A 23,576-nucleotide genomic window follows, 5' to 3' on the forward strand; every position below is an offset into this window, starting at 1 on the left:
ATGAGTGGGCAGTTTCCATGGCCACCAGCGGGCAATTCTGCTGGCCGCCTACGGGCAGTTCCTAATGGCCATTGACACATCCCGCCGGGCACTTTCAAGCGGGGCTTGCAACGCCTAGATTCTGGGTGCCTTGTCGGCAACTTGCGCTTCCAATATGGCCAAGGTTTTCTCGCTTGCATTGCGAATGCGATGTAGGGCACCAATGATGCTGATGCTGGCGAAGAGGACCACGAGTACCAGGGCCAAGAGAAGAAAGTTCGGATCCATGGGGACGATTCTTGCATGACTGTTCACGCCCGATTGATGAGCGTCATTTCTGCAGCGAATATGTCTCGTATCCCATGGGTTTCGAGGCGCTCAGGTTGCGAGACATTTTGGCCCGTTGGATCGCCGAAACACTCCCCAGCCGTCACCGCAGGGAGGGTCATTCCACCAGCCGGTAACCCTGCACTTCGGGAGCTCCGCGCAAGACGTGCTTCATGATGACCCGGCCGTACCAGCCGATGTCGAACTCGTACTCGGCGCCAACTTGAAAAGAGGACGCAAGCTCCTCTTGCTCATCGGAAGTCACACCTCTGGAAATTCCCAAGGGACCGCAGTTCGCCGTCGAGATGACGACCGCGGGCGTCGACACCGACCCTCTCAAACCGCCCGACGCTGTCCTCGGCTCTGCCGACACCACCACACAGCGCACGCTTTCAACAGCGATCGTGTTCCACAGCGGGCTGAACAACACACCCACAGCAACCACGACCGTAACTAGGAATACCCCGAAGGATAACCAGAAAGTTCTTGGCTTGGTCGCCTTCGGTCTTGCAGGGTTACCCGTTGTCGGCATTTCCTTCTTCACCTTTTCCACTACCAGCCACCTGCATGAAGGCCCGATGAAGGCCGGCTCCAGTCCTTGGTTCCCCACCGCAACGACGAGCCCGCCAAAACGGTCGACCAGCGGCTCCGCCGAACTTCTCGAACAGGCCTCACTCCAGCTTTTCAGAGGACCATTGAACTGGTGCAGACGACCTCTAAAACGGAAACCGTTTGCTAAACCTATCGAATGCAGGACCCCAGGACGCGGGGACAGCCGCATAACAAGTCTCTATGTCTCGAAACCCTACGGATGCGAGACAGGTGCAGATGCGCGACACGTCGCATGTCGCTCGTCACGTTAACAGGCGGCTTCCTGCGTCGCGTATCCCATGGGATACGAGGCACATAAGATACGAGACATCTCGTCTTAGTTCGTGCTCGGGCCAGATGACTCTTTTGTACGCTCAGCCAGGGTTTGCACATAGTGCGATGGCACGAGGAGGGTAGTGATTCGGTGGATCCAGTGGAGTCTCCCGTTGGTTCAGTTGTGTTCTGGCTCGTCATCGCTATCTCATTGACCCTCATCCCGGCAATATTCACTTGGTGGCTTCTCGCCCAGCACATGAACAACCGCTTAGCAAACACCGAAACCCCACCACGCGGAGTCCGCTGGCATTTCCTGCGGTTCGGCCCGACCGCACTGCTCGTCTCTGCCGCTGGGTTCTCATGCGGGCTTTGGATATATTCAATGTCGGAGAGAATGGGCAGATTCAGTCCGTACCTGATAGTGCCCGCGATGGCCTTGATGGGGAGTGGCGTTCTTGCGTTCATGATGAGTATGGTGCTGTGGGCGTACTCCAACTCGCCACCAAAACGGGCATGGGACGCTGACTAGCTGCGTCACGTAACCCATGCGTTTCGACACACCGAGGTTGCGAGACACTTCACCCGTGAAAAAATGGAACGGCTTGGGCCCGCTGAAGCGGGCGTTGTTGCGAGGCGTATTATGCACCTACGCTGCTTGGCTTCCCCGGAGTCACCATCAAGTAGATTCCGCCGATGAGAAGGACCACCAGCGCGAAGATTACTGCGCTCAGTGCCGTGGACTCGAGCCCAGCTAGAACGACAGCGGACGGCTCCGTTCCGATGCTGCAGTGGATCTGTGTCGGTAGGAGCGTCGTAGACATTTTGAGGGTCTTGCCCACCCCGCCGTCGGCATCGACAAGTGCGGACCAGCAAACCGAGCGCCATTCCTCGCCACTTGGGAGCATGAAAGCGGTGAGGGCGAAAGGCCAAATAGCAAGACCGAGTGCACCGCCGGCGGCAGACAGCGCGCCCGCCACGAAGCGTGCAGTCTGCCCGATATCTGTCGTCCAGACGAAGAATGATGAGACGAATGCAACGCCGGCGCCAGCCAGCAGAAGGATGAGAGCTGAACCGCTGGCGTAGTTGGTCTCCGGAAGGTCGAAGCAGGAGACGATGAAAGACGCGATGAGGACGGACAAGCCGACCCCGTAGCCGCCGATGGCGGCGCGTGCCTCTCCTTGGGTTACCTTCTGTTCTTCGACGGTCACGGTTGAATCCTAGCCATCGGGTATCTGGGTGATGAGGCCTCGCGGTCCTGCCCCGTGGAAAACCCATGCTGGCATTCGACGGCAGCGCGTTCAGACGCAGCGAAGCCGCGCACAACGTCCCTGCGGATGCCGTACTAGATGAACCCAGGAGGCGGCCCCAGTCTCAAAACTAATGGGATATGAAACACGTGAGTAACGAGACAGTGCTTCAGATGTGCAGTCTCAACAGGACTACGGCCTGCCGAGCGCAGCGCGGCATCCGGCGGAGTCAGGATACAGGAACGAGTGACCCGACCGTGAAGTCGGTCCAAGCGTCGCCGCAGACCTGCAGATCCGCTGGCGCGTCAATGCCCGGGCCAGCACCGTCCGATGTGACGAGCACCTGGATTGTCGTCACGGTCGCCGGTGTGCAGTCGTACGTTGCGACGTACGTGAGGAGCGCTTCTGCCTGTGCCGACTCGCCCGGGGCGAGCGCCCCGGCCTCCGGCTCGATGGGGCCCAATATCTTGTCGTCACGGCTGGCGAGATGGGTGCCGTCGGCGCCGAGCAACAGCACACCGGGGCTTCCGGAATACGTGCAGGATCGCTCCGACACGTTCGTGAGCACGATCGCGAGGCCCTCCCGGGTCGCTGTAGAAAGGTCGGGACGCTCCACAAGCTCAGCGGCGAGCTGTTCGTCCTGACACCGGTCGTTTGGCCACACAGGTTCCGCCGCTCCGGCGTGGGGGGTTGCAGTCGGGGTCAAGCTCGACGCGGGTGCGCTGGCCACAGTGGGCTCCGGAGCCTCGGCGGCCCCATCGGCGCATCCTACGAGCGCGAAAGTGGGCAGCATCAGCAGCGCGGTTAGAGCGATGCGGCCAGTCCAGGTCATGAGCATAGGGCGAATCCTTTCAACGCACGGGACAGGTCTGGGACAGTCGATGACGACTGTCCCGTACTGCAGCGTCCAGATCTGAGCAAAGAGTCCCCCGTCCGTGTAGATCAGGAGCTGCCCCGCTCGTAGCCTGCCGTTGCTGCAACGACCGAACTCACTGCGCGTCCCTATCCTCCCAGCGCGCCATAGCCGGCGTGTCCTCCGGAACGCACCCATTTCAGGTGACACCAGAAGCGGGTCTCACCGACCATGCACCTTTTGGTCCCCTTCCAACGCAGTACGTGGAGAGGGGGTACATGCCAGCTCGACGTCAGATCGCGCCGCTAAATCATGCGACTCGAAGCGCATTGTGGCGGCGTTCTGTATCGCCATCTGGCACACCGACCTGAGCGCCCACGGTGGCTCAGAGCGTTTGGCCAGCGTCTTGTATTCCCTGGGTTATGAAGCACTCAGGTTATGAGGGACCTTGGCGGCATCGGCTCATACAGTCGGGGCGAGACTTCATAACCCTCGCTGGCCACGCTCGATGTCGGCTCGCAGGTCCGACATGGCTCGAGCCAGTTCCGGGTCGGAGGATTGAAGATCCCGAGCAGCTGATGGGCTGAGCCGCCGCCGCGAGGACAAAAAATAGAAAGCCGCCAGAATCACGAGAGCGAGCCCCAGACCACCTCCAGAGATGAGCACAATCATGAGAGCACCGGCAGTCATAGGAGTTCCATTCATCGGTATTTGGCGAACCTGTCGCCTCCAGACTCACATAAAGGGCAGATCAATGATATTTATTGACCGAATTGAGCACCTAAATTTGAGGGCAAGAATGCTCCCTCAACCCAGCTCAGCGCTCTGCCCGAGGGTTGTGCGGTGTAGTCCCATATCCCATGGGTTTGTAGACAGGGAGGTTACGAGACAGTCGATCTGAACTGGGGCGGTAGACACACGACGTGTGCCATATCGAGAACTCGTCGAGGAAGTTGATTTCGGGGCTGAGATTCGGTGTGACCGAGGCACCTTGGTTACGAGCGTCAGGGGACGGCGTTGGCATCGTGTTGGGAGCGCAATGGCCAGGAGTTCCACTGGCCCGAAGCCGGTATTGCAGTTCGCGCAGCCACCACCCGCTCGGTGGGTAGCTCCTGGGTGCTTGTGCGCCCGGCTTGCATCCCACCGCCCAAATCATCGAGCCGATATTCGATCCAATCGCCCGACCCAGGCGCGAAGCTCTCTGAGTAGCCCCCGGACACCACGGTACGCACGGTCCATTCGAGCTGATCTATCAGTTCCGTGACGTTGTCGTCACAAGCGTCGCAGCCGCACGCGGGGAAATGGAAATCGTGTAGGGAACCCGCGTGGAGAAATACACCAGGAAACCGCGAGAGGACAAAGGTGAGCGGGGCCGCTGCATGCTCCCGTGGCACGATCCTTACTGCTTGAACAACATCTCGCGGCTGGAGAAGAAGGTCGGCAGCGGCGCTCGATGATCTCTCGACGTCAACGTCGAAAGTGCTCCGCAACCACTCGACGAGTGCGAGGGCGACGTCGTGAAGTGGCGCGAAGCGTTCCAGATTACTCAATCGCGAATAGGCGTCTTCGGGTGGGGACTCCCCTCCCCATCGATTGCCGTAATCGATTGGGACGCCCTGCTCGTCGCGATAGATCCCCACTGGGATCGTGGGGCGTCGATACTCACTCATGGTCACACGCTAGTCGTCAGCGTTCTCATCATAGAGCGATCCCTCCCGGGCGCTCCTCCGCCGTCTCGAAACCCATGGGTTATGAGGCCGTTGGGTTAATAGAAAGTCTGCGGTCGCCAGTTGCAGCGGCCCCGAGGAGCGCCCAACTCAAGCCCACAGCCTGAGTACGATCGACGCCATGAGCGGAATCAACGAAGCCTCCAAAGCCCCGGACTGGATCATTGACCTGAGTCGTCCCGTTCGTCAGCCCATGAGAGATTCACGACTGGACGACGCTCGAGCGGCGCTCATCCAATTGCAGGACCAATTGAGTCCGCTGGACACGGCAGCAAAGCGAGTGGAGGCCGTGCTCCGAGACTGCGCAGAGATCGGAATGACTAGCGATGAAATCGCGGACCAGATCTCCTTATCGATGGAAGTCGTCAAACGCGTACTAAACGGCGGTTCCCTGCTGGGATTGGACTACGACTAATCCGTCTCGTATCGCATGGGTTTCGAGGCGCTTGGGTTTCGAGACATCTGGCCTGCGGATCAAGCCAACGTTCCCGACACACAGACAGGCAGGGGCGTGCCTACGCCCCGCGTAGTCGGTAGAGTCGGGCGTGCACGGGGGTCGTGCGGGGTGCCGTGTCGGGCGCCGGATATGGGGGGATCATGCGTCGTTCGAAATCAGCCCTGGTCAGATCAGTGGCCTGCCTGCTCGGGGTGGCCCTCGCGCTGACGGCGTGCACCGCCTCGCCGCCGGATGCCGGTGGGACCGAGAGCGCCGAGAGCGTGAACTCGGCGGACTGGCCCGCCGTTGAGCTCAACGGCACCGGTCCTGTCGAGAAGATGATCGACGTGCCAGAGGGCGCAGCGTCGTTCCGGGTGAGCTTCGTCTGCGTGCGCGGCAATTTCAGCCTCTCTTTCAGCGGTGCCAAGCAGAGTGACCGCCGCGGCGGCTGCCAGGGCACGCGTACCTACCTGTTTCCGGCGCCCGAATCCGCGCTGATGCAGCTGTACATCTCCGTGCCGGCCGACTCGCATTTCGCGTTGACTGGCGAGTTCACCACTGACGTCTTCAGCCCCGATCCGCTCATCACCGACGCGTGCACGCAGCTGTCGGAGTACATGAGTGTCTATCTCAACGCCGACCAGGGTTACCTACAGGGCGACGTGAGCGCCGAGGAGTGGCGCGTGCAGATGGATGAGGCTGCGGGCATCATCACTGAGCTGCAGGACACGGCCACCGGGCTCATCGCCCTGCAGCTGCCCGCGCTGGTGGAGGGGATGTCCTCGCCCGTCGTCGTGCCCGGCTACTTTCACGAGCAGCACTCACCGACCGAGATGGATGCGGCGGGCACGATCGTCGGGGACGTCTGCGGCGACAACGGCTCCGGGATTGTGATCATGGCCGCCTACGGCGGCTGACCCCTTTAGCGACTTGTCTCAGAGCGCGCTTTGGGAGGCTTCAAAGGGACGATTTGCGGCAAGTGGCGGTGGGGAGCGCATCTTTTGGTGCTACTTGGCGGTGGACTTTGATCGTGGTGGGGCGTTTGAGAATTCCGACAGAACGGCGCTTATTACAAGTGCAACGAGTCCTGCTATCCCCATGATCATCAGACAGAACCTGATGGACGGACTGAGCATTTCTCTGTCAGGGCGTATAGACCAGAAAGGCAACCCGCACAAGGTGACTATGGCGCAGATGAGTGGTGCTGTCGGGCCGTACCGGAGGAAGTGCCAGCGGCTCCCGCCTGTTGGGGCTCCGACCTTTCTCCGCCGCCTGTTCACGAGTAGAGCGATGAGCCACCAGATGATCATGACAGGGATGATGGCTAGCGTTACAAAGGCGATGATGTAGAAATAGGTGTTGTCGAAAGGACCGTAATACGGGTCCGCCTCCACTAGTTCACCTCCACAGTCCGTACATCATTTGCATCCAGTGGGTCTTAGCTGCCTAAGCGCTCAAGTATTCCAGTTTCTCGGCTGGCGTTTCGTGAGATCTCGTTTAGCCTTCAACCTGGTGGAGTCCCGTCTCCGACTTTCAACGGTCGGAACCCGCTCGGTTCCGCGCGGTGTCTCGAAACCTTAGAGATGCGAAACAGGTCCAGTTAGGAGACAAGTCACCTGCCGCAGGTCGCTTGAGCAGGCAATGCACCGCTCTCGACATGTGATGTCGTGTGCAGCAGCCACTCGAGGTTTCAACAAGACGTATTTGGAGTGCTGCCTACAGTTTGAGGGAAGTCTGGGCTGCCGCATCCCCTGTGCAGCGAATATTCCGCCTGAAGAGGTGACCATGAATCGTCTCCGCGATACAAGCAAAAAGAACGCCCAGACCGACAGAGAGCACTGAGACGAATAGAGCCGCAATGGTCCCAAATGAGCCCGTCGCCAGCAAGGACTCCCAGGTCTCGGCCGTGACTTCCAGCTGGAGCGTTGCTAGCAGACCTGTTGTCACGAAGTATCCCAGGCCGAGACCGGCGACGCCAGCAAGCGTCCTGACCGTGGCGGCAATCGCCGAAACCTTACTCATGGACCCAATTATGTCGTCAGTAGGAGAGTTGCGCCCCGGCATGCTGACGAGCGAGCGGCGGCGCGCGCTCAGAGGACCCCCCCCGAGAGATAACCGAGCTCCTGCCTCCAGTTGGCCGCATACAGAATCGCTCCTGCCTGAGTTGAGTTGGCCGCACCCTGGGCCTCCTCCCAGAATCTGCACCTTTGGCGCGACGACGGAGCGGGACTGAGCGCCTCGGAGCTGAACCGTGACGTCAGCACCGGCCGACACTCAGACCTAAGCTTCCGCGCCTACTCATCAAGCACCGTCAGCCAAGGCTTCGGTGTCTCGTATCCCTACCGATGCGAGACAGGTCAGGTTGCGAGACAAGTCAGCTGCCGCTCGTTTAGTGGATAGGAGAGATCTCCCACGTCTCGTATCCCATGGGTTTCGACACCATGAGGTAACGAGACACCCACCTGCGCGAAGCAGATTGCACCGTGCGAGATGCTCGGCACCTGGTGTACCGGGCTCCCGGCCAAAAGAGCCATCAGCGGGACGCGTCGTAGACCAATGAATACCGCCAAAAGAGCCGTCGACGAATTCGTGCTCCGGGTAGGAAACGTGCAGCCTCAGCAGCTATCTCTGAGAGCGATTCGCGTGCTGGTGCGGTAGGAGCGGTCATGCCCTCCGGAGCGTCACGTGCGCGTCGAGGGTGCTTTATCAGACCCATCATCGGATTCGACAAGAGCGCTCCGAACGAGACCAGGCGATCAGCTCGCGTTGACTCGCGATAACACCCCACGATCACGAGACGTCCACCGGGGTCAAGAGCCGAAGCGAGATCTTTCATCGTTTCTTGAAGCGGTAGATGGTGCAGCACTGCGACGAGCGTGATGGCCCCGAATTTGTCGCCTCGGTCTCTCAGCTCGAAGGACTCCGGTCGGATCTCGACGGCCTCATTGTCCGCGAATCGTTCGGCCGCGATTCTCGCGGTTGCTTCGTGGGGTTCCAAACCCGTGATCGTCCCTGCCCACGGAATCAGACGAGCTACAAGGTTTCCGGTTCCGCACCCTACGTCAAGAACTTTTTGAGCTCCACTCGACCTCACCTGGCGGACAACCCACGGGCCGTAGAAGTCGTTATGGCTCCAAGCGTGAGCGGCATTGAAGCGATTGAGCCAAGCAATGAAGTACACCGGCTCAGCGTACCGAGTGGGTTCCGCTGGGACGCCCACAAGCGAGCCTTTCAGACGGGCACTCACCCAAAACTGGTGGCTCCAACATCGTCGGGTAGCGGCGGCAGCGGTTTGAATGTCTTGGCATCGAGCCCGATGACCCTGGGTCACACGCACAAGGTCGTGCACGTCCCTCCGGTGTCTCGTATCCCTACGGATGCGAGACAGGTCCAGATACGAGACAAGTCACCTGCCACGCGCCGCGTGAACGAAAGATCTCAAGTGTCTCGTATCCCATGGGATACAAGACGCTCTGGTTTCGAGACACCTTGCGCATGCTCAGTCGCCGACGTCGATCAGCCTTCGGGACCGTTTTCTAGCGCGCATTTTTCCGGGTCGATCCCAGCCTCAATCATTTGCGCCCAGACCTGTTCGGACGACTCTTTCGGTGGCACTCCGGCCGCGGTTAGGCAGGCCTGATAAATGATGGTGGCGGTTGAGCTGTCTTTGTTCTGGAACTGCCATCGCTCATCGACGCGTTGGAACTCGCCAAAGTAACACCGGTCATAGTCGCCGGAATCATAGGCAGCACTCGACATTGAGAACGTAATGATGTCCGCATCCTTCTCAACACCCACCAGCGGCTGCTCGGCTTTCACCATGCACGCCTCGAAGCGGTCGAAGGCCGCCGTGTACTCCTCTTCCGACACGCCGCCTACCAACTCATCCAGCTGCTGATCCGACGCCACAACTTCCGGCAGGTTGTCAAGCACGACAGGTGCGTTATCTCCCGACGCTGGGGAGGCTGAACATCCTGCGAGCGACAGCATCAACATCGCTGCGACAGCAAGCGCAACAGAAGCTGACTGAGACATGTTCGCGGCGCTTGTGTACATGAGTCCCCCCAAGAGTCGGCTGCTACGTCACAACCTGGCTGAACTCTAGATGGCACTGCCCATGCGGTCAATGGTGCTGGTGCTCGGAAGAGGCGAGCGAGCGGTCAACGAGCCACGTTCGGGCGGCTCAAGGAGGTATCACCAGTCTCATATGGCATGGGATACGAGGCACTTGGGTTTCGAGACACCTCACTTCGAGAGTTACGGGGTCGAGGGGCTTGCGACCGACGCACGTTCAGGTGAATCCTGAGCCACTGACACTCGACGTGTTGGGAAGCACATCACCGACGAAGGCGGCCAGAAATGATTCTCTTGAGCCCCACCGATCCATCCGTCCCGATAGCTTGGGACGCGGGTTCGACGCCCGGCACGGACATCTCAATACGTGTCGGAGCGGACGTTGAGCCGTCTGCTTTCATCATTCGCACTATGGAGCGCACCGGTCAGCGGATGAACGACGCGGGGCAGGTCACAGGGGTCGTCGATGACGCACGAACTATGGCGGAGCTGGCCGTTAGAGAAGCCCTTCTTGTCATGCTTGACCAGACCTACTCGCGAGACTCGCTGGCCATCCGAATGGAAGAGATTGCCGAGGAGGCCAGTGTCGTGGACTGGTCGGAGTGGGAGTTCACTCAGATCGTTGTCGATGGAGTCGGCTTCGCTCTTCGAGTTCGGCACCAGCAGCCGCCAGGTTTCGTAGCCATCGCCGACTTGGGTACCGCCGTGGTCACCATGCGCGGGAAGGAACTGCCTGCTGACCGCCGGTTCACTCTTCATCGCCGCCTGTAGAGTCTCACAACCAATGGGTTTGTAGACAGGGAGGTTACGAGACAGTCGATCTGAACTGGGGCGATAGACACACGACGTGTGCCATATCGAGAACTCGTCGAGGAAGTTGATTTCGGGGCTGAGATTCGGTGTGACCGAGGCACCTTGGTTACGAGCGTCAGGGGACGGCGTTGGCATCGTGTTGGGAGCGCAATGGCCAGGAGTTCCACTGGCCCGAAGCCGGTATTGCAGTTCGTGCAGCCACCACCCGCTCGGTGGGTAGCTCCTGGGTGCTTGTGCGCCCGGCTTGCATCCCACCGCCCAAATCATCGAGCCGATATTCGATCCAATCGCCCGACCCCGGCGCGAAGGTCTCTGAGTAGCCCCCGGACACCACGGTACGCACGGTCCATTCGAGCTGATCTATCAGTTCCGTGACGTTGTCGTCACAAGCGTCGCAGCCGCACGCGGGGAAATGGAAATCGTGTAGGGAACCCGCGTGGAGAAATACACCAGGAAACCGCGAGAGGACAAAGGTGAGCGGGGCCGCTGCATGCTCCCGTGGCACGATCCTTACTGCTTGAACAACATCTCGCGGCTGGAGAAGAAGGTCGGCAGCGGCGCTCGATGATCTCTCGACATCAACGTCGAAAGTGCTCCGCAACCACTCGACGAGTGCGAGGGCGACGTCGTGAAGTGGCGCGAAGCGTTCCAGATTACTCAATCGCGAATAGGCGTCTTCGGGTGGGGACTCCCCTCCCCATCGATTGCCGTAATCGATAGGGACGCCCTGCTCGTCGCGATAGATCCCCACTGGGATCGTGGGGCGTCGATACTCACTCATGGTCACACGCTAGTCGTCAGCGTTCTCTTCATCGAGCGATCCCTCCCGGGCGCTCCTCCACCGTCTCGAAACCCATGGGTAACAAGACACGTGAGCTACGAGACGCGAGGAAGCCGTTCTGAGGTGTCGATACCAGCTCGAATAGTCGCAGCTGTGGTTGATGTGGCCCGAGATTATCGGCTGCCCGAAGTGGGGCGGCGCGCGAGCCAGCGGGAACTAGGAGATGCTGGCGCTTAGCTCCGCTGCGCCCTACGGTCGCAGTGGGGGCTAAGTCGGCCGTTGAAACCCACTTAGAGAACGGACGATCATGTCTTTCCGGACTACAAGGCTCACCTTGGCCGCATTCATGCTGCTCGCGCTTAGCGCCTGCTCGTCTTCCGCTGGTGCTGACGAGACATCGTCGGGGACAGGGGGAACTATCGATATGGCGGTCTCGGACACATGCATTGCTGGGTCGGACTCTCAGTGCGTGGTGGTCGACGGCGACAGTGTTCTGCTTCCCTCCACATTCCGAGAAGCCGGCGTTAAGAGTTCCAGTGTTGCCGAGGGCGGGCAGAGCGCGGTTGACGTGACTTTCACCGAGGACGGCGCAAAGGCGTGGCAGGAGCTCACGGAAGAGGCCGCCGGGGCTGGGGACTCGGCGCGCCTACTCATCAAGGTCGGTGGCGAGGTGCAAACCGCGGTCCGCGTTATGGAAGCGATGAAAGGCGATGAGGTGCAAATCGCTCTAGGGCCAGACGAGAGCGCCCAAGACCTCGTCGACCTAATTCAGGGAAACTAGGGCGGCGGATACCGTCCCACCCAAATGCGAAATCCCGGCGGCACGATCGAAACGGAATGCTGCTTCCGAGGTGTCTCGAAACCCTACCGATACGAGACAGGTCTGGATGCGAGACAAATCAACTGCCGCTCATCGTTTGAAAAGTGAGTTCCCGCGTCTCGAATCCCATGGGTTTCGACACTCGGAGGTTATGACACAGGAGTTGGGTCCCCACCGTCGTGATGTTCCCCGAAAGAGGAACTTGTTCGCGTAGTTTGTGCGTTTTACGATCTACGCCACGGCCGCTACCTTCGGCGTAGGTCGTTCAGTGTTCGGTCGCCGAGTATCCAGCTCACCGAGATGAAGACTGCCAGAATGCTTAAACCAGCGGCTACCAGAAGAGCGGCCTGGTTGACGAAACCTGTCGGGATGCCGGTGTGGGTAATCAGTGATAGCCCGGCTGCGGCACTGGCTATGGCCGCGACGAGAAGTCGCGAGTAGGTGAGCGCGAGGGAGCGTTGACCAGCGGGGACGTAACCGCGGTCTCGGAGCGTTCGCTGTAGTGACAGGTGTGCCGTAAGCCAGCCGGCGAAGTTCGCGATAGAGATTCCGGCTGCAATGCCGATCACGGTGAGGTCAGGTGGAAGGAGGAGTGCTGATGCGGCGCCGACGGCGGATAGCCCGGCTATGACGAGTTGGGTGGCGAAGGGGCCGCGCGCGTCCTGGAGCGCGAACGATGTGCGGTTGAGTACGTAGGCCTGGCTGAACCCAACGAGCCCGATTGCCAGAACCTGGAGCACGTGCCCAATGATCGGATTCCCCAGGAGTACCTCAGTGATCAGCGGGCCCAGCACGACGAAGGCTGACGTGGCGGCGATTGCGACAAAAGCGACTGGTTTGCTGGCCAAGGTGGAGAGCGCATCGATCTCGGCGAGGTTATTTCGTGCGGCGGCTCCGCTCATCCGCGTGTAGAGGGCTGTCGTCAGCGACACGGTGACGATGCCATGGGGCAGGAGCATCAGCAGGTACGCCATCGAAAGTGAATTTAGGCTGGGTCCGTCGACGTGCAACTGGTGGAGGATATTCCCAGCGTTACTGGCGACGTTCGACGTGATCAGGTACGAGGCCTGGCCTGCGATGACTCCGAGAAGGGTCCAGCCCGCCAGCGCGGACATACGCCCGAGGCCACCAAAGCCCCCGCGAAAACGGATCCGAAACCCAATTTTCCGCAGCGGGATGAGGAGTAGCAGGGCTTGGATCGCGATGGCCAGAGTCGCCGAGCCGCAGAGCACGGTGATCATCAGGGGACTCCATGAGTCCACAGGGCCGAGTCCGGTCGGCAGAAAGAACAGAAAAACCATGATCCCGCTGATCCCCAGCAGGTTGGATATCGCGGGGGCCCACGCTGGTGCGCCGAACACACCTCGCGCGTTCAGGACCTGGGACAGAACGGCGAACGCGATTAGGAAAAAGATCTGCGGCAGGCACCAGTACGCCATTGACGTTGCGAGTTCCCGCCACTGCGCGGACCAGGGACTTGCGTAGATCCAGACAATTCCCGGAGCGCACAGGGTGAGGATGATTGTCGCCACGGCCCCGCCAATTAGGACGATCGTGAGGAGTCGGTCCGTGTTTTCTCGACCAGCCGGGCCGTCGTGTAGGTTCCGAACGATCTGGGGAACCAGTACTGCGCCCAAGACGCCGCCCGCGATTAGAGCGAAGAGGTAGGTAGGTGCTGAGTTTGCGATTTCGAAGGCTTGCCCACCGACAGCCTTGCTCGTCCCGCCAATCGCAGCGATGAGCAGGGTTGCCTTTAAGAAACCCAGCGCCCGGGAGACGAATGTGGCCGCCATCATCGACCCAATCGAGTTTCGCGCACTCATTGGTCAAGCTCCGCACTAGCCCCGAAAAGTTGGCTGGCCGATTTGAAATCCCCCATTCGCCAACATTCCCACATCGGCCGAGGAGCCAAGACCAATCAGTCGCAAATCCGCCTCCCACCGAACCTAGCAAAGCCAGCGCCGCACGATGACGGAACGGGTTCGAGCGCGTCGCCAGTTGTCTCGAAACCCTACCGATGCGAGACAGGTGAGGATGCGAGACAAATCAGGTAGCCGCTGGTCGTGTGGCAGGTGATCCCTTAGGTCTCATATCCCATGGGATACGAGGCGCTCAGGTTACGAGACAGTTCACAGGCGACCAGGGCCGGCCTCGTGCAGCCGTGAACGGTACACACCAGGGGTAACTGAGCTGGCCGAGGGCGGGAACGCGCAATAATCGAGCACGTGACCGTGAGATTGAAAGGGCGACAGAGGGCTGTTCGTGCCGTTATCGCCGTTGTCAGGGCGTGGGCTACGGAGCGCGACGATGTGCAGGCCGTAGTGCTGGTCGGTTCATACGCGCGCCATGCGGAGCGCATGGGTAGCGACGTCGATCTGACGGTCCTGACCGACGAGCCGGATCGGCTCGCCGACTCCGGGTGGTTCGAGATCTTACGCCCGGGTGCTCAGTTGGTTCGGGCAATGAACTGGGGTCCCGTCCGAGAGAGAAGGATGCGATTGCGGTCGGGGCTTCAGGTCGAACTGGGCATCGCACCGATCAGCTGGGCTGCTGTGCCTCTCGACGCAGGCACGCGGCGTGTTTTGAGCGACGGTCACCGCGTCATCTACGACACGGGAGTGCTCGCGTCCGCCGTCGCCACCCTCTGACTCTCCTCTTGGTGGCGGTACAAGAACAAATTTGGAGCGGGCCTGGACTGACTGGGGTGGGTACGTTATCGCGCCGATTCCGGCCAGCTGTACGTGCCAACCAGTGCGATAGCAATCACAGCAATTGGTTGTCGTGGTCCACGCAATGCCAGGTAACTAAGTCTCGTGTCGCATGGGATAAGAGGCACCTGGCTTATGAGACGAATCGGTCTCTGCCAGCATTCGCGAAGGCAGGCGACACTCTGAGCTCGATCTCGACATGAACAGAACGTGAATGATTCTGAGATGAGGCACCCGGACGCCCCTGAGCGGTGGAGTATGTCTATCCTCGTGATCAGACCTGAGCCACTAGCCGCGTTCGCTAGGGCCGCGTCCCCGCTCACGGCAGGTCTGGAGAAGTCCGCAAATGAAAGCCAAGCGCGCACTGATGATTGGGATTCTCATGGCCGCCCTTTCCCTAGCCGGCTGCGCCACGGGGCCGTCAGATGAAGACCTCAAGAGTGAAGCCGAGTGCCTGGAGGCGATCGGCCTAAGTGATGTGCATATTGTGGACGGCCGCGTCCTGTACACCATTGATCCGTTGGACGCCGATCTCCCCACATTCAAAGCGGCGATCGCAGCCTGCAAGCCGGGGGCGACCCCGGACTCGGTTTACAAGGCTGTTACGGGGTAGCCGCAGCTGACCACGAAGAGCCTACGCGCACGCAAACCAAGAGGATCGCGGCGCGCTTCTTCACCCTCGTGTATCGGTTCGCGTATCTTGCGCCGCTGAAGTTCCACATCGAGGTGCTTCACCGCGTGGAGCACCTCGTGTGGTCGCAATGTCTCGAAACCCTAGAGATGCGAGACAGGTCCAGATGCGCGATAAGTCACGTGGCACTAGTCACCCAACAGGCGACTTCCTGGGTCTCGTATCCCATGGGATATGAGGCAGCTGGGTTGCGAGACACGCCAAGGGGGCTGCTCAGGGACGAACTGAAGTCATCAGCTCTTCCAAAGTGACCATGGCGTTGCTCGGCGTTTTCGGTATTGACCGGAATGTGTGAGCCAGGTCCGGATCAGCTGCGGTGGCCAGGAGGTACCGCTCGATGTCGGCGCGAGTTGCGAAGTTGAAAGGCTTGACTCTTAGGGCGGCCAGCGGCGCTTCCTCTTGGAATGCGATGCTGTGGGCATCCTCAGGATGATTAGCGAGGGCGGCCTCGAGAAGAGCGGACGGGATTTCTCGATGAATGTTGTAGACCATATGTCTGACATCCTCATTCTCGTCCAGGACTAGCCGGGCGATCAGCTCAAGCGAGAGGTCGGGCTGAAGTGCGACTTCTGCACGTTCCTCCCATGCAGAACTCGCCATGAAAGTCGCGCGCATCTCTGCTGTTAGGCGAGGACTCGGCGCGCTGCTTCGTCGATAGACCGGGGCAGGAGGGGAATCATCGTCCATCACGGGATCAGTCAACCATCGATGCTGCTGCTGCTGTGTATCAGCGACTGTTCAGGCGGTTTTGAACGCCTCTGATCTCATGGCTTGTGAGGCGTCTCGTGTGCTCGTGTTAGATTCCGTAAATAGCGATCTCGAGCGCACTACGGCGAACAGTTGCACCAGAGCCTCCAGCACGCGATTTCTTCAGCGGGGGTGGAACTGGGGCAAAACCACCGCGATGTCGTAGACCTCAACCTCAAGCAGACGCACTAACTCATCTCCCGTCGCCAACCATCGAGTCCGATTCCTGGATTCGTCCCAGCCGTCAAACGGGTCACAGTGACGTTGCCAGAAAAGCGACCACTCGTTAAGGCGTCGGCCCAGTTCAGAGGAGATGCCATAATCGTCCGGCTCCATTGCGTACTTGTCAGTGAAGCTCTCCCATAACGGATAGTCATGGCCCCAGTCCAGGAAGAACCGGATCCGGTGCAGCTCGCCTGCTTGCTCCCGCCGGGCATGGTCGACGGCGCGATCGTCTGAGATTTCCGCGGGCACGAGCATCTCAACCTGCGTCCCCGGGTCGACCACGCGGCGGTACTGGCCGTCACTCTCACTTACAGGCTGCTCCTCAGTCACGATTCGAGGCTACGGTACTGGTGTGAACTGGGGCCCAGTCGCCCAGAGCCAGTTCGCTGCGGCCGAATGCGGACCACCGACCTTGAGCTTCGACCCGACGCGACTGTTACTGGGTTCACCTCTTTGCTGGCGACGAGACGAGTCCTCAAATAGGTTGAGTGCATGTCCCAAGCAGTGTCCCTTATTCGCTCAGCTGACCTTTCCGACGTTGCACAGTATGCCTACGCCGCAACCGCTCCCCCCGGAGCGCGCCTCATCTTCTTGGCCGGGGCATGCCCGCTGGAGCTCGATGGCAGCGTGGTTGGAGTCGGAGACTACGTCGCGCAGGCCGGCAAGGCCATGGAGAACCTCCGTATCGCCCTGAAGGCGGCAGGAGCCCAACTCGATGACGTCGTGAACACCCGTGTCCTCGTGGCATCCTCCAGGCAAAAAGACCTTGTCGACGCGTGGACGGTCGTTAGGGAGGCGTTCGGCCAACACGATGTGCCGAGCACGCTCATGGGGGTCACCGTACTCGGCTACACAGATCAGCTTGTCGAGATCGAAGCTGTGGCGGCCGTAATCGACTGAAGTCGTCCCAATCGGCACCTAACCACGGCGCAACGCGGTCGCATAACTCATGGGTTTTGAGGCACTTTGGTTAGGAGACACCGTGCTGGATGATGTAGGTGAGCGACCGCCGGAGATCACACCACTCTCGGGTACGTAGCCGTCGATTCCAACCAGGAGATCAAGTGAAAGCCGAATGGGATGAGTCCTTTTTTGATGCGCAGCAGGAAGAGGCGTCGGTCTACTGGGTCTGCTTCTGGACTGGCGACGATATCGAACAACCTGCGCGACACGATCCGCCACGGATTACGGGTGTCACCTCAATCGAAGAAGTCCTAACTTGGCTGCACACGACCAAGGGCGAACGGCTGTTCGAGCTGTTCGTGGAGACCACCGACCGTACTGAAACGCGCGACCTCGGGTGGATCTCATACCGCAATCTCATCCGTCTAGCTGGCGATTTCCGGCCCGCGGGATCCTCCTTCTCGATTGGCCTCACCCGGCCCGAATCAGATCCCGTCTGATTCGTGACGTGCACGCGGGAGCCCAAAAACGATCATTTGTGGCCACGTCGTTGGTATGCCACAGAGTGGGTGACTCTTAGAGCTTTGTGGCGGCGTTCTGTGATCGCTTTCTGGCGCATCGACTCGGTTCCCACATCTGGCTCAGAGGGCTAGTTAGCGTCTTGTATCCCATGGGGGGGGCGAGGCACTCAGGTTACGGGACAGGCCCGCGAACAAGTCCAGGCATATGGTGCCCGATACCCGCGGTTCGTTCGCGGCCAGGTCTGCGCATCGAGCCGCTTCCGTTCGAACTGGGGTGTTCTTGGGGCAGACTGTTCCCATTGCAACGAGCCGGCTTCTCGGATCGAGAGCAACAAAACTTGGGGGTTCTGTATGTGGGGTCGCATTTGGAGTTTGGTAAGCGCGGCAATCGGACTAGTCATACTGGTCGTGCTTTCTTTCTACGGCACGGAGTACGGCACATGGCTGGACGAGGCCGGCAAGCTCGAGACCTCGCCGCCGTCCTTCGTGCTGCCGTTCGTCATAGGTGGTCTAGGCGCGTTTCTCGTTCTCGGTGGGCTAGTAACTGCGCTCAGCAAGCGCGACGACAACTAAATCCGAGAGAGGATCGGCTGGCGGATATCCTGCCGGCCCGGCGACGACCAGACGCGCTCATTTAGGAGCGGGCCGCACCCGAATCAAGACGCGGTTGCCGTCAACGCTGTGACAGCTGCGCCTCTCGGCACCGCGGGGGGATCAGCGATCGCTATGTGGCGTATCGATGTGATTAGTCGCAGCAGGTAGTCGGTGTCTCGAAACCCTAGGGATTCGAGACGACTCCTCGCCGTGATCTGGACTTCCTACGAAAACACGTGAATCTCGCGACGGGCCGAGTGTCATAACTACGTCGCATAACCCTCGACGTGAATTACAGTGCGCATCGTTAGTTATGAGACGACTAAGGAGTGCTGTGATCAAGCTGATTGGCTACGCGCGGATTTCGACTCGGCAGCAAGACACGGACGTGCAGAGGGCCGAACTTTTGGCGGCGGGTGTGCGACGTGACGACCTATATATCGATCAGGGGAGTTCTGGAGCGCGGGCAGCTCGTCCTGAGCTTCATGCCGCACTCACCGCGCTTGAACCTGGCGACACACTCGTGATCGCGACGCTGGATCGGCTTGGGCAGTCGACGCAGAACGTTCTTGCCTTAGCCAAAAGGCTTAGCGAACGCGGTGTTGAGCTTCGCATCCTCAATTTTGGCGGCGGCGATGTCGACACAGCGACAGCGACGGGATCCATGCTGTACGCGACCCTGGCTGCTCTCGGGCAGATGGAACAAGACATCAAGCGAGAGCGCGTGCTCGACTCGATCGATAGACGCCGAAAGGCCGGCAAGAACCTTGGTGGCCGACCGCGAAGAATCACGAACCGACAAATCCGTAACGCCAACCGACTCATCGAAGCCGGTGAACCAACGGCACAGGTCACGCGTGACTTCGGGATGTCCCGAGCCACGTTCTACCGCCGGGCCCGGGCTCTGGGATTGATGCCAGATCAATCCGATGACGAGACCTCGGATGGCGACGGTGCCCGCTAAGCACTACGTGGCAGAAGTTCGAACTAGCGTGTCACGTGACAAGTGTGCCCCCAGGCAGATTCGAACTGCCGCCCCTGCCTCCGGAGGGCAGTGCTCTATCCCCTGAGCTATGGGGGCCCAGGAACCTCTAGGTTAGCATCCCTGGGCGGACGCCTTTGCGCCGATTGATGGGCCGGGTATCGAACTGGGGTGTCGAACTTGGACGGCCGGAGGGGGCGGCTGGAGGAGAAGGCTGGGCGGAGCGGTCAGAACGGGGGAGGGTCGTCGTTGCTGCGTCGCTGCGCTAAAGGCGACGGCTTGACCGGGGGCGACATCGGTGGTGCCGGCGGCGTGGTCGGCGAGACTGCCGGCTTGGTGGGGCCGGGTGGGCGGCTGTTGATGCCGACGAGGTCGTCAGCGCCGGGGGATGCGACGGGCTCGTAGGTGGCGGGCTCGTTGTTGGCGGGCTCGTTGTCGGCGGGGGATGAACCGTATTTCTTGCCGCCGGGGGTGGTCCAGGTGAGGGCGCCGCCGGGGCCTTGGCTGGTGCTGAAGCTGGTTTGGTGTTTGAGGCGGTGGCAGGGTTTGCAGAGGTGCACGAGGTTGTCGACGTCGGTTCGACCGCCGGTGTTCCAGGGTTGGGTGTGGTCGATTTCGCTGAGGGTGGCACGCCGGTTGCAGCCGATGCCCTGGCAGGTTTGGTCGCGGATCCCGACGTAGCGGCGCATGTCGGCGGGCGGGGCGTATTGCTCACGGCCGACGGAGAGCCGGCAGCCGGTTTCGGGGTGGGTGAGGATGCGGGTCCAGCTGGTCGCGGTGCCGGCGATGCGGCGGGCGGTTTCGGGGTCGATGGGGCCGTAGCCCTCGAGGATGGCGGGTTCGTCGCTGCGGCCCAGCAGGGTCAGCGCGGGAACGGTGATGTGCACGGTGCCGCGGATGCCGTGGCCGAGCCCGGTCGGGCCCACGCCCTCCAGGAGCAGGTCGCGGTAGGCGTCGGCGCGACGCTGGTCCTTGGTGCGCACCGGCACAGGCGCCTCGGCACCGGGCGCCGGGGCGGCATCGCCGTCGTCGGCGAGGTTCTTCGCGACCTGGCTGAGCCGGTCGTAGATCGCCTGGGCATCCTCGGCCTTCAAATAGGCGTTCAGCCAGGCCATGCCGTCGGCGTCGGGGGTGAGCAGCACCCGGCGTTTGGTGAAGCCGGCGTCGGCCCGTTCCTGCAGCGGCACCGGGTGCATCCGCTCGAGGATGCGGCCGGCGACCCGGACGAACTGGGTGGAGGTGAGTTTCTGGGCCGCGGGCAGCGCCTTCAGCTCGAACGCCTGCAGGATGTGGTCGGGCACCCCGTCGGTGAGCGCGAGCATCTTCACCGCGTGACCCCAGGTGATGCTGCCCCGGCCGAGGGCGGCGTGGAAGCGGGGGAGCTGATGGGTGAGGCGGGTGGCCTCGACGATCATGATGCCGGCGGTGCTGGCCGTCAACCGCAACGCACCCGCGGCCTCGGCGGCCATGCAGCGGCGGGCGAGTTCCTCGTCGTTCCAGGCCGGCCCGTGTGCCTGGGTGTCGGGGTCGTCCCGACCGCTCTCGACCGGGTCGCCGCAGAGCCCGGCGAGGATGCGCGGCTCCTGGCCGAGCCGATCCAGCTCGGCCAACAGACGCACGCGTTCGGCGTAGCCGGCGGCGATCACCTTCTCGTTTTCGATCAGCGGGTCGATGACCGCGCTGATCGCCGCCGCAGTGGGATCCGCGGCCGGGTCGGTGTCTTCGGGTGTGGCATCCGAGGTGGCCATGAGGACAGTGAACCACCGACCACTGACACTCCAGGGCCCGAAAAGACGACTGTGGAAAGGTCGTCAACAGACCCGCCCGTGGAGGAGCGACGAGCCAGAAAACCGCTCTTCAGCCCGCTTTTCAACCCGCCCACAAGAGCGCCAAGCACGACCAGACGAACAAGCCCGGAGGCCAGCGCTACAGGTTGCCGAGAACAGCGCTCATGATGCGTTCGGCGTCGCCGGGCTCGATCATCTCGGGCGTCACGACCGCAACCCAGTAGCCGCCGGAGAACACCTGAGCGGTGCCGGTGCCGGCGCTGAAGTAGCCCTCAACCTCGGGTGCGGCGCCGTAGGTGGGCACGATCTCGCCACCGGCCAGGGCAGCATCCTTGAGCGAATTGGTGAGTGTCTCGTTGGGCATGGCCAGCGATACCTCGATGACCTCGCCGCTGGACTGGTTGAGCCAGCCGCAGGAGATCCCGTTATAGGTTGTCGCGGTGACGGCCGTGTCGCTCGTCGCGGAGTAGTCCGGGTCGACACCGACATTGGGGTTCAGGGCGTACACGTCATCTGCCGTGAGCACCTGGTCACACTTCTTGTCAACGTCGGCGCCCTCGGGCTTCGGCGCCGGTGACTCCGACGCCGTGGGTTCCGCGGTGGCGGTGGCGGTGGGCTCTGTGGTCGCGGTGCTGCTGGGAGTGGCCGAAGCGGTGGGCTCCGTGCCGTTCGTCGGGGCGCAGCCGGCCAGGGCGATCAGAGCGAGCGAGGTGCCAGTGAGGGCGAGCGCTGTGCGCAGCCGGCGGAACGAGGACGAGCTGGAGTGGGTCACGGGTTGACCTTACCAACTGGGACGGCGGGTAAGCTTGACCGCCGTGACCCCTGCCGAACTTTCTCAGTCCCTGCTCGACCTCGTCAACTCTATGGTCGAGCGCCGACGTGGCGAGGGTGCGGAGATCGCCGACCTCGGTCTGACCGTGGCCGATATGTCGCTGGAGCGCCCGCGCAACCGCGACCACGGCGACTGGGCGTCGAGCGTCTCGATGAAGATCGCCAAGCCGCTGGGCACCAACCCTCGCGCCGTCGCCGCCGAGCTCGCCGCGGGCCTGGAAGCCATGCCAGAGGTCGCCTCCGTGGAGATCGCCGGCCCCGGCTTCATCAACATCCGCCTCGAGGCATCCGCCGCCGGCGCCCTGGCCCAGACCATCGTCAACGCCGGCCCGGTCTACGGCACCGGCCACATGTACGACGGCATCAAGATCAACCTCGAGTTCGTCTCGGCCAACCCCACCGGCCCCATCCACATGGGTGGCGTGCGCTGGGCTGCCGTGGGCGACAGCCTCGCCCGCGTGCTCAAGGCCGAGGGCGCGGATGTGACGCGCGAGTACTACTTCAACGACCACGGTTCGCAGATCGACCGGTTCGCCCGCAGCGTGCTGGCCGCGTACCTCGGCGAGCCCACTCCCGAAGACGGCTACGGCGGAGCGTACATCGGCGACATCGCCGACAAGGTCGTGGAGATCTACGACGGCGACATCAAGGCTCTGCCCCGCGACGAACAGCAGGAGATCTTCCGCTCCATCGGCGTCGACCTCATGTTCACCGAGATCAAGGAGAAGCTGCACGGCTTCGGCGTGGACTTCGACGTCTTCTTCCACGAAGACTCCCTGCACGAGTCCGGCGCCGTCGACCGCGCCATCGCCCGGCTGCGCGAACTCGGCCACATCTTCGAAGAGGATGGCGCCATCTGGCTGCGCACCACCACCTTCGGCGACGACCGCGACCGCGTGATCATTCGCTCCAACGGCGAACCGGCGTACATCTCCGGTGACCTGGGCTACTACCTGAACAAGCGTGAGCGCGGCTTCGACCAGAACCTGATCATGCTCGGCGCCGACCACCACGGCTACATCGGCCGCATGATGGCCATGGTGGAGGCGTTCGGCGACGTGCCCGGCGTCAACCTGCAGATTCTGATCGGCCAGATGGTCAACCTGCTCAAGGGCGGCGAGCCCGTGCGCATGTCGAAGCGCAATGGCACCATCGTGACCCTCGACGACCTCGTCGACGCCGTGGGCGTGGACGCCGGCCGCTACTCGCTGGTGCGCTCCTCGAGCGACTCGCAGCTGGACATCGACCTCGACCTGCTCGGCAAGCGCACCAACGAGAACCCGGTCTTCTACGTGCAGTACGCCCATGCCCGCACCTGCTCCGTCGGCCGCAATGCCGTGGACTCCGGCGTGGACCGCAGTGCCTTCGCTCCCGAACTGCTCACCCACGACAGCGAATCCGCGTTGCTGGGCGTGCTGCAGGAGTACCCGCGCGTGGTGGCCCAGGCCGCCGAGCTGCGCGAGCCGCACCGCATCGCCCGCTACATCGAAGAGGTCGCCGGCTACTACCACCGCTGGTACGACAACTGCCGCGTCATCCCGCTGGGCGAGGAGCCGGTCACCGACCTGCACCGCACCCGGCTGTGGCTGAACGACGCCACCGGCCAGGTCATTCGCAACGGCCTCGGCCTGCTCGGCGTCAGCGCCCCCGAGCGGATGTAGGC

25 protein-coding genes and 1 tRNA gene are annotated in these 23,576 nt (G+C 61.6%); 11 read left to right on the forward strand and 15 right to left on the reverse strand.

Going from position 1 to position 23,576, the window contains the following annotated elements:
- Positions 1–114 precede the first annotated feature (114 nt).
- The 5 genes from ACEN2M_RS09040 to ACEN2M_RS09060 all read right to left on the reverse strand — a co-directional run bounded on the left by ACEN2M_RS09040 (position 115) and on the right by ACEN2M_RS09060 (position 4,943).
- Positions 115–267: a hypothetical protein gene (locus ACEN2M_RS09040; RefSeq protein ID WP_441647789.1), complete on the reverse strand. Its 153-nt coding sequence runs from the start codon at positions 265–267 to the stop codon at positions 115–117.
- A 157-nt stretch (positions 268–424) separates the two neighbouring features.
- Positions 425–1,087: a hypothetical protein gene (locus ACEN2M_RS09045; protein WP_441647790.1), complete on the reverse strand. Its 663-nt coding sequence runs from the start codon at positions 1,085–1,087 to the stop codon at positions 425–427.
- Between the two features lie 724 nt (positions 1,088–1,811).
- On the reverse strand, positions 1,812–2,381 hold the full coding sequence (locus ACEN2M_RS09050; protein WP_441647791.1) for a hypothetical protein: 570 nt from the start codon (positions 2,379–2,381) through the stop codon (positions 1,812–1,814).
- Positions 2,382–2,649: 268 nt separating this feature from the next.
- A complete protein-coding gene (locus ACEN2M_RS09055; protein WP_441647792.1) occupies positions 2,650–3,258 on the reverse strand; it encodes a DUF4232 domain-containing protein in 609 nt (202 codons plus the stop codon).
- 1,019 nt (positions 3,259–4,277) lie between these two features.
- Complete coding sequence (locus ACEN2M_RS09060) at positions 4,278–4,943, reverse strand: DUF6226 family protein (RefSeq protein WP_441647793.1); 666 nt, start codon at positions 4,941–4,943, stop codon at positions 4,278–4,280.
- 178 nt (positions 4,944–5,121) lie between these two features.
- Here ACEN2M_RS09060 and ACEN2M_RS09065 point away from each other — a divergent pair, with 178 nt between their 5' ends.
- Positions 5,122–5,415: a hypothetical protein gene (locus ACEN2M_RS09065; RefSeq protein ID WP_441647794.1), complete on the forward strand. Its 294-nt coding sequence runs from the start codon at positions 5,122–5,124 to the stop codon at positions 5,413–5,415.
- A 182-nt stretch (positions 5,416–5,597) separates the two neighbouring features.
- A complete protein-coding gene (locus tag ACEN2M_RS09070; protein ID WP_441647795.1) occupies positions 5,598–6,353 on the forward strand; it encodes a hypothetical protein in 756 nt (251 codons plus the stop codon).
- A gap of 799 nt (positions 6,354–7,152) precedes the next feature.
- Here the strand turns inward: ACEN2M_RS09070 and ACEN2M_RS09075 are convergent.
- The 3 genes from ACEN2M_RS09075 to ACEN2M_RS09085 all read right to left on the reverse strand — a co-directional run bounded on the left by ACEN2M_RS09075 (position 7,153) and on the right by ACEN2M_RS09085 (position 9,369).
- Positions 7,153–7,458: a hypothetical protein gene (locus ACEN2M_RS09075; protein WP_441647796.1), complete on the reverse strand. Its 306-nt coding sequence runs from the start codon at positions 7,456–7,458 to the stop codon at positions 7,153–7,155.
- Between the two features lie 511 nt (positions 7,459–7,969).
- Positions 7,970–8,785, reverse strand: a complete 816-nt coding sequence (locus ACEN2M_RS09080) for a class I SAM-dependent methyltransferase (RefSeq protein ID WP_441647797.1) — start codon at positions 8,783–8,785, stop codon at positions 7,970–7,972.
- Between the two features lie 167 nt (positions 8,786–8,952).
- Entirely contained in the window at positions 8,953–9,369 is a 417-nt protein-coding gene (locus ACEN2M_RS09085; RefSeq protein ID WP_220607240.1) for a hypothetical protein, read from the reverse strand.
- A gap of 552 nt (positions 9,370–9,921) precedes the next feature.
- On the opposite strand from ACEN2M_RS09085, the gene ACEN2M_RS09090 reads away from it, so the two are divergent.
- Positions 9,922–10,281 carry a hypothetical protein gene (locus tag ACEN2M_RS09090; RefSeq protein ID WP_441647798.1) on the forward strand — a complete coding sequence of 120 codons (360 nt, stop codon included), beginning with the start codon at positions 9,922–9,924 and terminating at the stop codon, positions 10,279–10,281.
- A gap of 157 nt (positions 10,282–10,438) precedes the next feature.
- Here ACEN2M_RS09090 and ACEN2M_RS09095 read toward each other — a convergent pair whose 3' ends face one another.
- The gene (locus ACEN2M_RS09095) at positions 10,439–11,104 is read right to left on the reverse strand and encodes a DUF6226 family protein (protein WP_441647799.1); all 666 of its coding nucleotides are present in this window, start codon (positions 11,102–11,104) and stop codon (positions 10,439–10,441) included.
- A 469-nt stretch (positions 11,105–11,573) separates the two neighbouring features.
- Between ACEN2M_RS09095 and ACEN2M_RS09100 the strand changes: the two genes are divergently transcribed.
- Positions 11,574–11,885, forward strand: coding sequence for a SecDF P1 head subdomain-containing protein (locus ACEN2M_RS09100; protein ID WP_441647800.1), 312 nt, complete (start codon positions 11,574–11,576; stop codon positions 11,883–11,885).
- Positions 11,886–12,169: 284 nt separating this feature from the next.
- On the opposite strand, the gene murJ is transcribed toward ACEN2M_RS09100, so the two are convergent.
- Complete coding sequence (gene murJ, locus ACEN2M_RS09105; RefSeq protein ID WP_441647801.1) at positions 12,170–13,720, reverse strand: murein biosynthesis integral membrane protein MurJ; 1,551 nt, start codon at positions 13,718–13,720, stop codon at positions 12,170–12,172.
- 429 nt (positions 13,721–14,149) lie between these two features.
- On the opposite strand from murJ, the gene ACEN2M_RS09110 reads away from it, so the two are divergent.
- Positions 14,150–14,572 carry a nucleotidyltransferase domain-containing protein gene (locus ACEN2M_RS09110; RefSeq protein ID WP_441647802.1) on the forward strand — a complete coding sequence of 141 codons (423 nt, stop codon included), beginning with the start codon at positions 14,150–14,152 and terminating at the stop codon, positions 14,570–14,572.
- Positions 14,573–14,978: 406 nt separating this feature from the next.
- On the forward strand, positions 14,979–15,245 hold the full coding sequence (locus ACEN2M_RS09115) for a hypothetical protein (protein WP_441647803.1): 267 nt from the start codon (positions 14,979–14,981) through the stop codon (positions 15,243–15,245).
- A gap of 291 nt (positions 15,246–15,536) precedes the next feature.
- Here ACEN2M_RS09115 and ACEN2M_RS09120 read toward each other — a convergent pair whose 3' ends face one another.
- Both ACEN2M_RS09120 and ACEN2M_RS09125 read right to left on the reverse strand, forming a co-directional pair.
- Entirely contained in the window at positions 15,537–16,013 is a 477-nt protein-coding gene (locus tag ACEN2M_RS09120; protein WP_441647804.1) for a hypothetical protein, read from the reverse strand.
- Between the two features lie 180 nt (positions 16,014–16,193).
- Complete coding sequence (locus tag ACEN2M_RS09125; protein WP_441647805.1) at positions 16,194–16,625, reverse strand: hypothetical protein; 432 nt, start codon at positions 16,623–16,625, stop codon at positions 16,194–16,196.
- 162 nt (positions 16,626–16,787) lie between these two features.
- Between ACEN2M_RS09125 and ACEN2M_RS09130 the strand changes: the two genes are divergently transcribed.
- The 4 genes from ACEN2M_RS09130 (at position 16,788) to ACEN2M_RS09145 (ending at position 19,277) form a co-directional block, all read left to right on the forward strand.
- Positions 16,788–17,195, forward strand: a complete 408-nt coding sequence (locus ACEN2M_RS09130) for a RidA family protein (RefSeq protein WP_441647806.1) — start codon at positions 16,788–16,790, stop codon at positions 17,193–17,195.
- A gap of 164 nt (positions 17,196–17,359) precedes the next feature.
- A complete protein-coding gene (locus ACEN2M_RS09135; protein ID WP_441647807.1) occupies positions 17,360–17,698 on the forward strand; it encodes a hypothetical protein in 339 nt (112 codons plus the stop codon).
- A 429-nt stretch (positions 17,699–18,127) separates the two neighbouring features.
- Positions 18,128–18,292, forward strand: a complete 165-nt coding sequence (locus ACEN2M_RS09140; protein WP_441647808.1) for a hypothetical protein — start codon at positions 18,128–18,130, stop codon at positions 18,290–18,292.
- 355 nt (positions 18,293–18,647) lie between these two features.
- Positions 18,648–19,277, forward strand: coding sequence for a recombinase family protein (locus tag ACEN2M_RS09145; protein ID WP_441647809.1), 630 nt, complete (start codon positions 18,648–18,650; stop codon positions 19,275–19,277).
- A 45-nt stretch (positions 19,278–19,322) separates the two neighbouring features.
- Here the strand turns inward: ACEN2M_RS09145 and ACEN2M_RS09150 are convergent.
- The 3 genes from ACEN2M_RS09150 to ACEN2M_RS09160 all read right to left on the reverse strand — a co-directional run bounded on the left by ACEN2M_RS09150 (position 19,323) and on the right by ACEN2M_RS09160 (position 21,854).
- A tRNA-Arg gene (locus ACEN2M_RS09150) sits at positions 19,323–19,394 on the reverse strand.
- Between the two features lie 128 nt (positions 19,395–19,522).
- Positions 19,523–21,043, reverse strand: coding sequence for a DUF222 domain-containing protein (locus ACEN2M_RS09155; RefSeq protein ID WP_441647810.1), 1,521 nt, complete (start codon positions 21,041–21,043; stop codon positions 19,523–19,525).
- Between the two features lie 178 nt (positions 21,044–21,221).
- The gene (locus tag ACEN2M_RS09160) at positions 21,222–21,854 is read right to left on the reverse strand and encodes an iron ABC transporter ATP-binding protein (RefSeq protein ID WP_441647811.1); all 633 of its coding nucleotides are present in this window, start codon (positions 21,852–21,854) and stop codon (positions 21,222–21,224) included.
- A gap of 43 nt (positions 21,855–21,897) precedes the next feature.
- On the opposite strand from ACEN2M_RS09160, the gene argS reads away from it, so the two are divergent.
- A complete protein-coding gene (gene argS, locus ACEN2M_RS09165) occupies positions 21,898–23,574 on the forward strand; it encodes an arginine--tRNA ligase (protein WP_441647812.1) in 1,677 nt (558 codons plus the stop codon).
- Positions 23,575–23,576 lie beyond the last annotated feature (2 nt).

The organism is Cryobacterium sp. W22_MBD10_FK3 (assembly GCF_052113745.1).
GTDB lineage: Bacteria > Actinomycetota > Actinomycetes > Actinomycetales > Microbacteriaceae > Cryobacterium.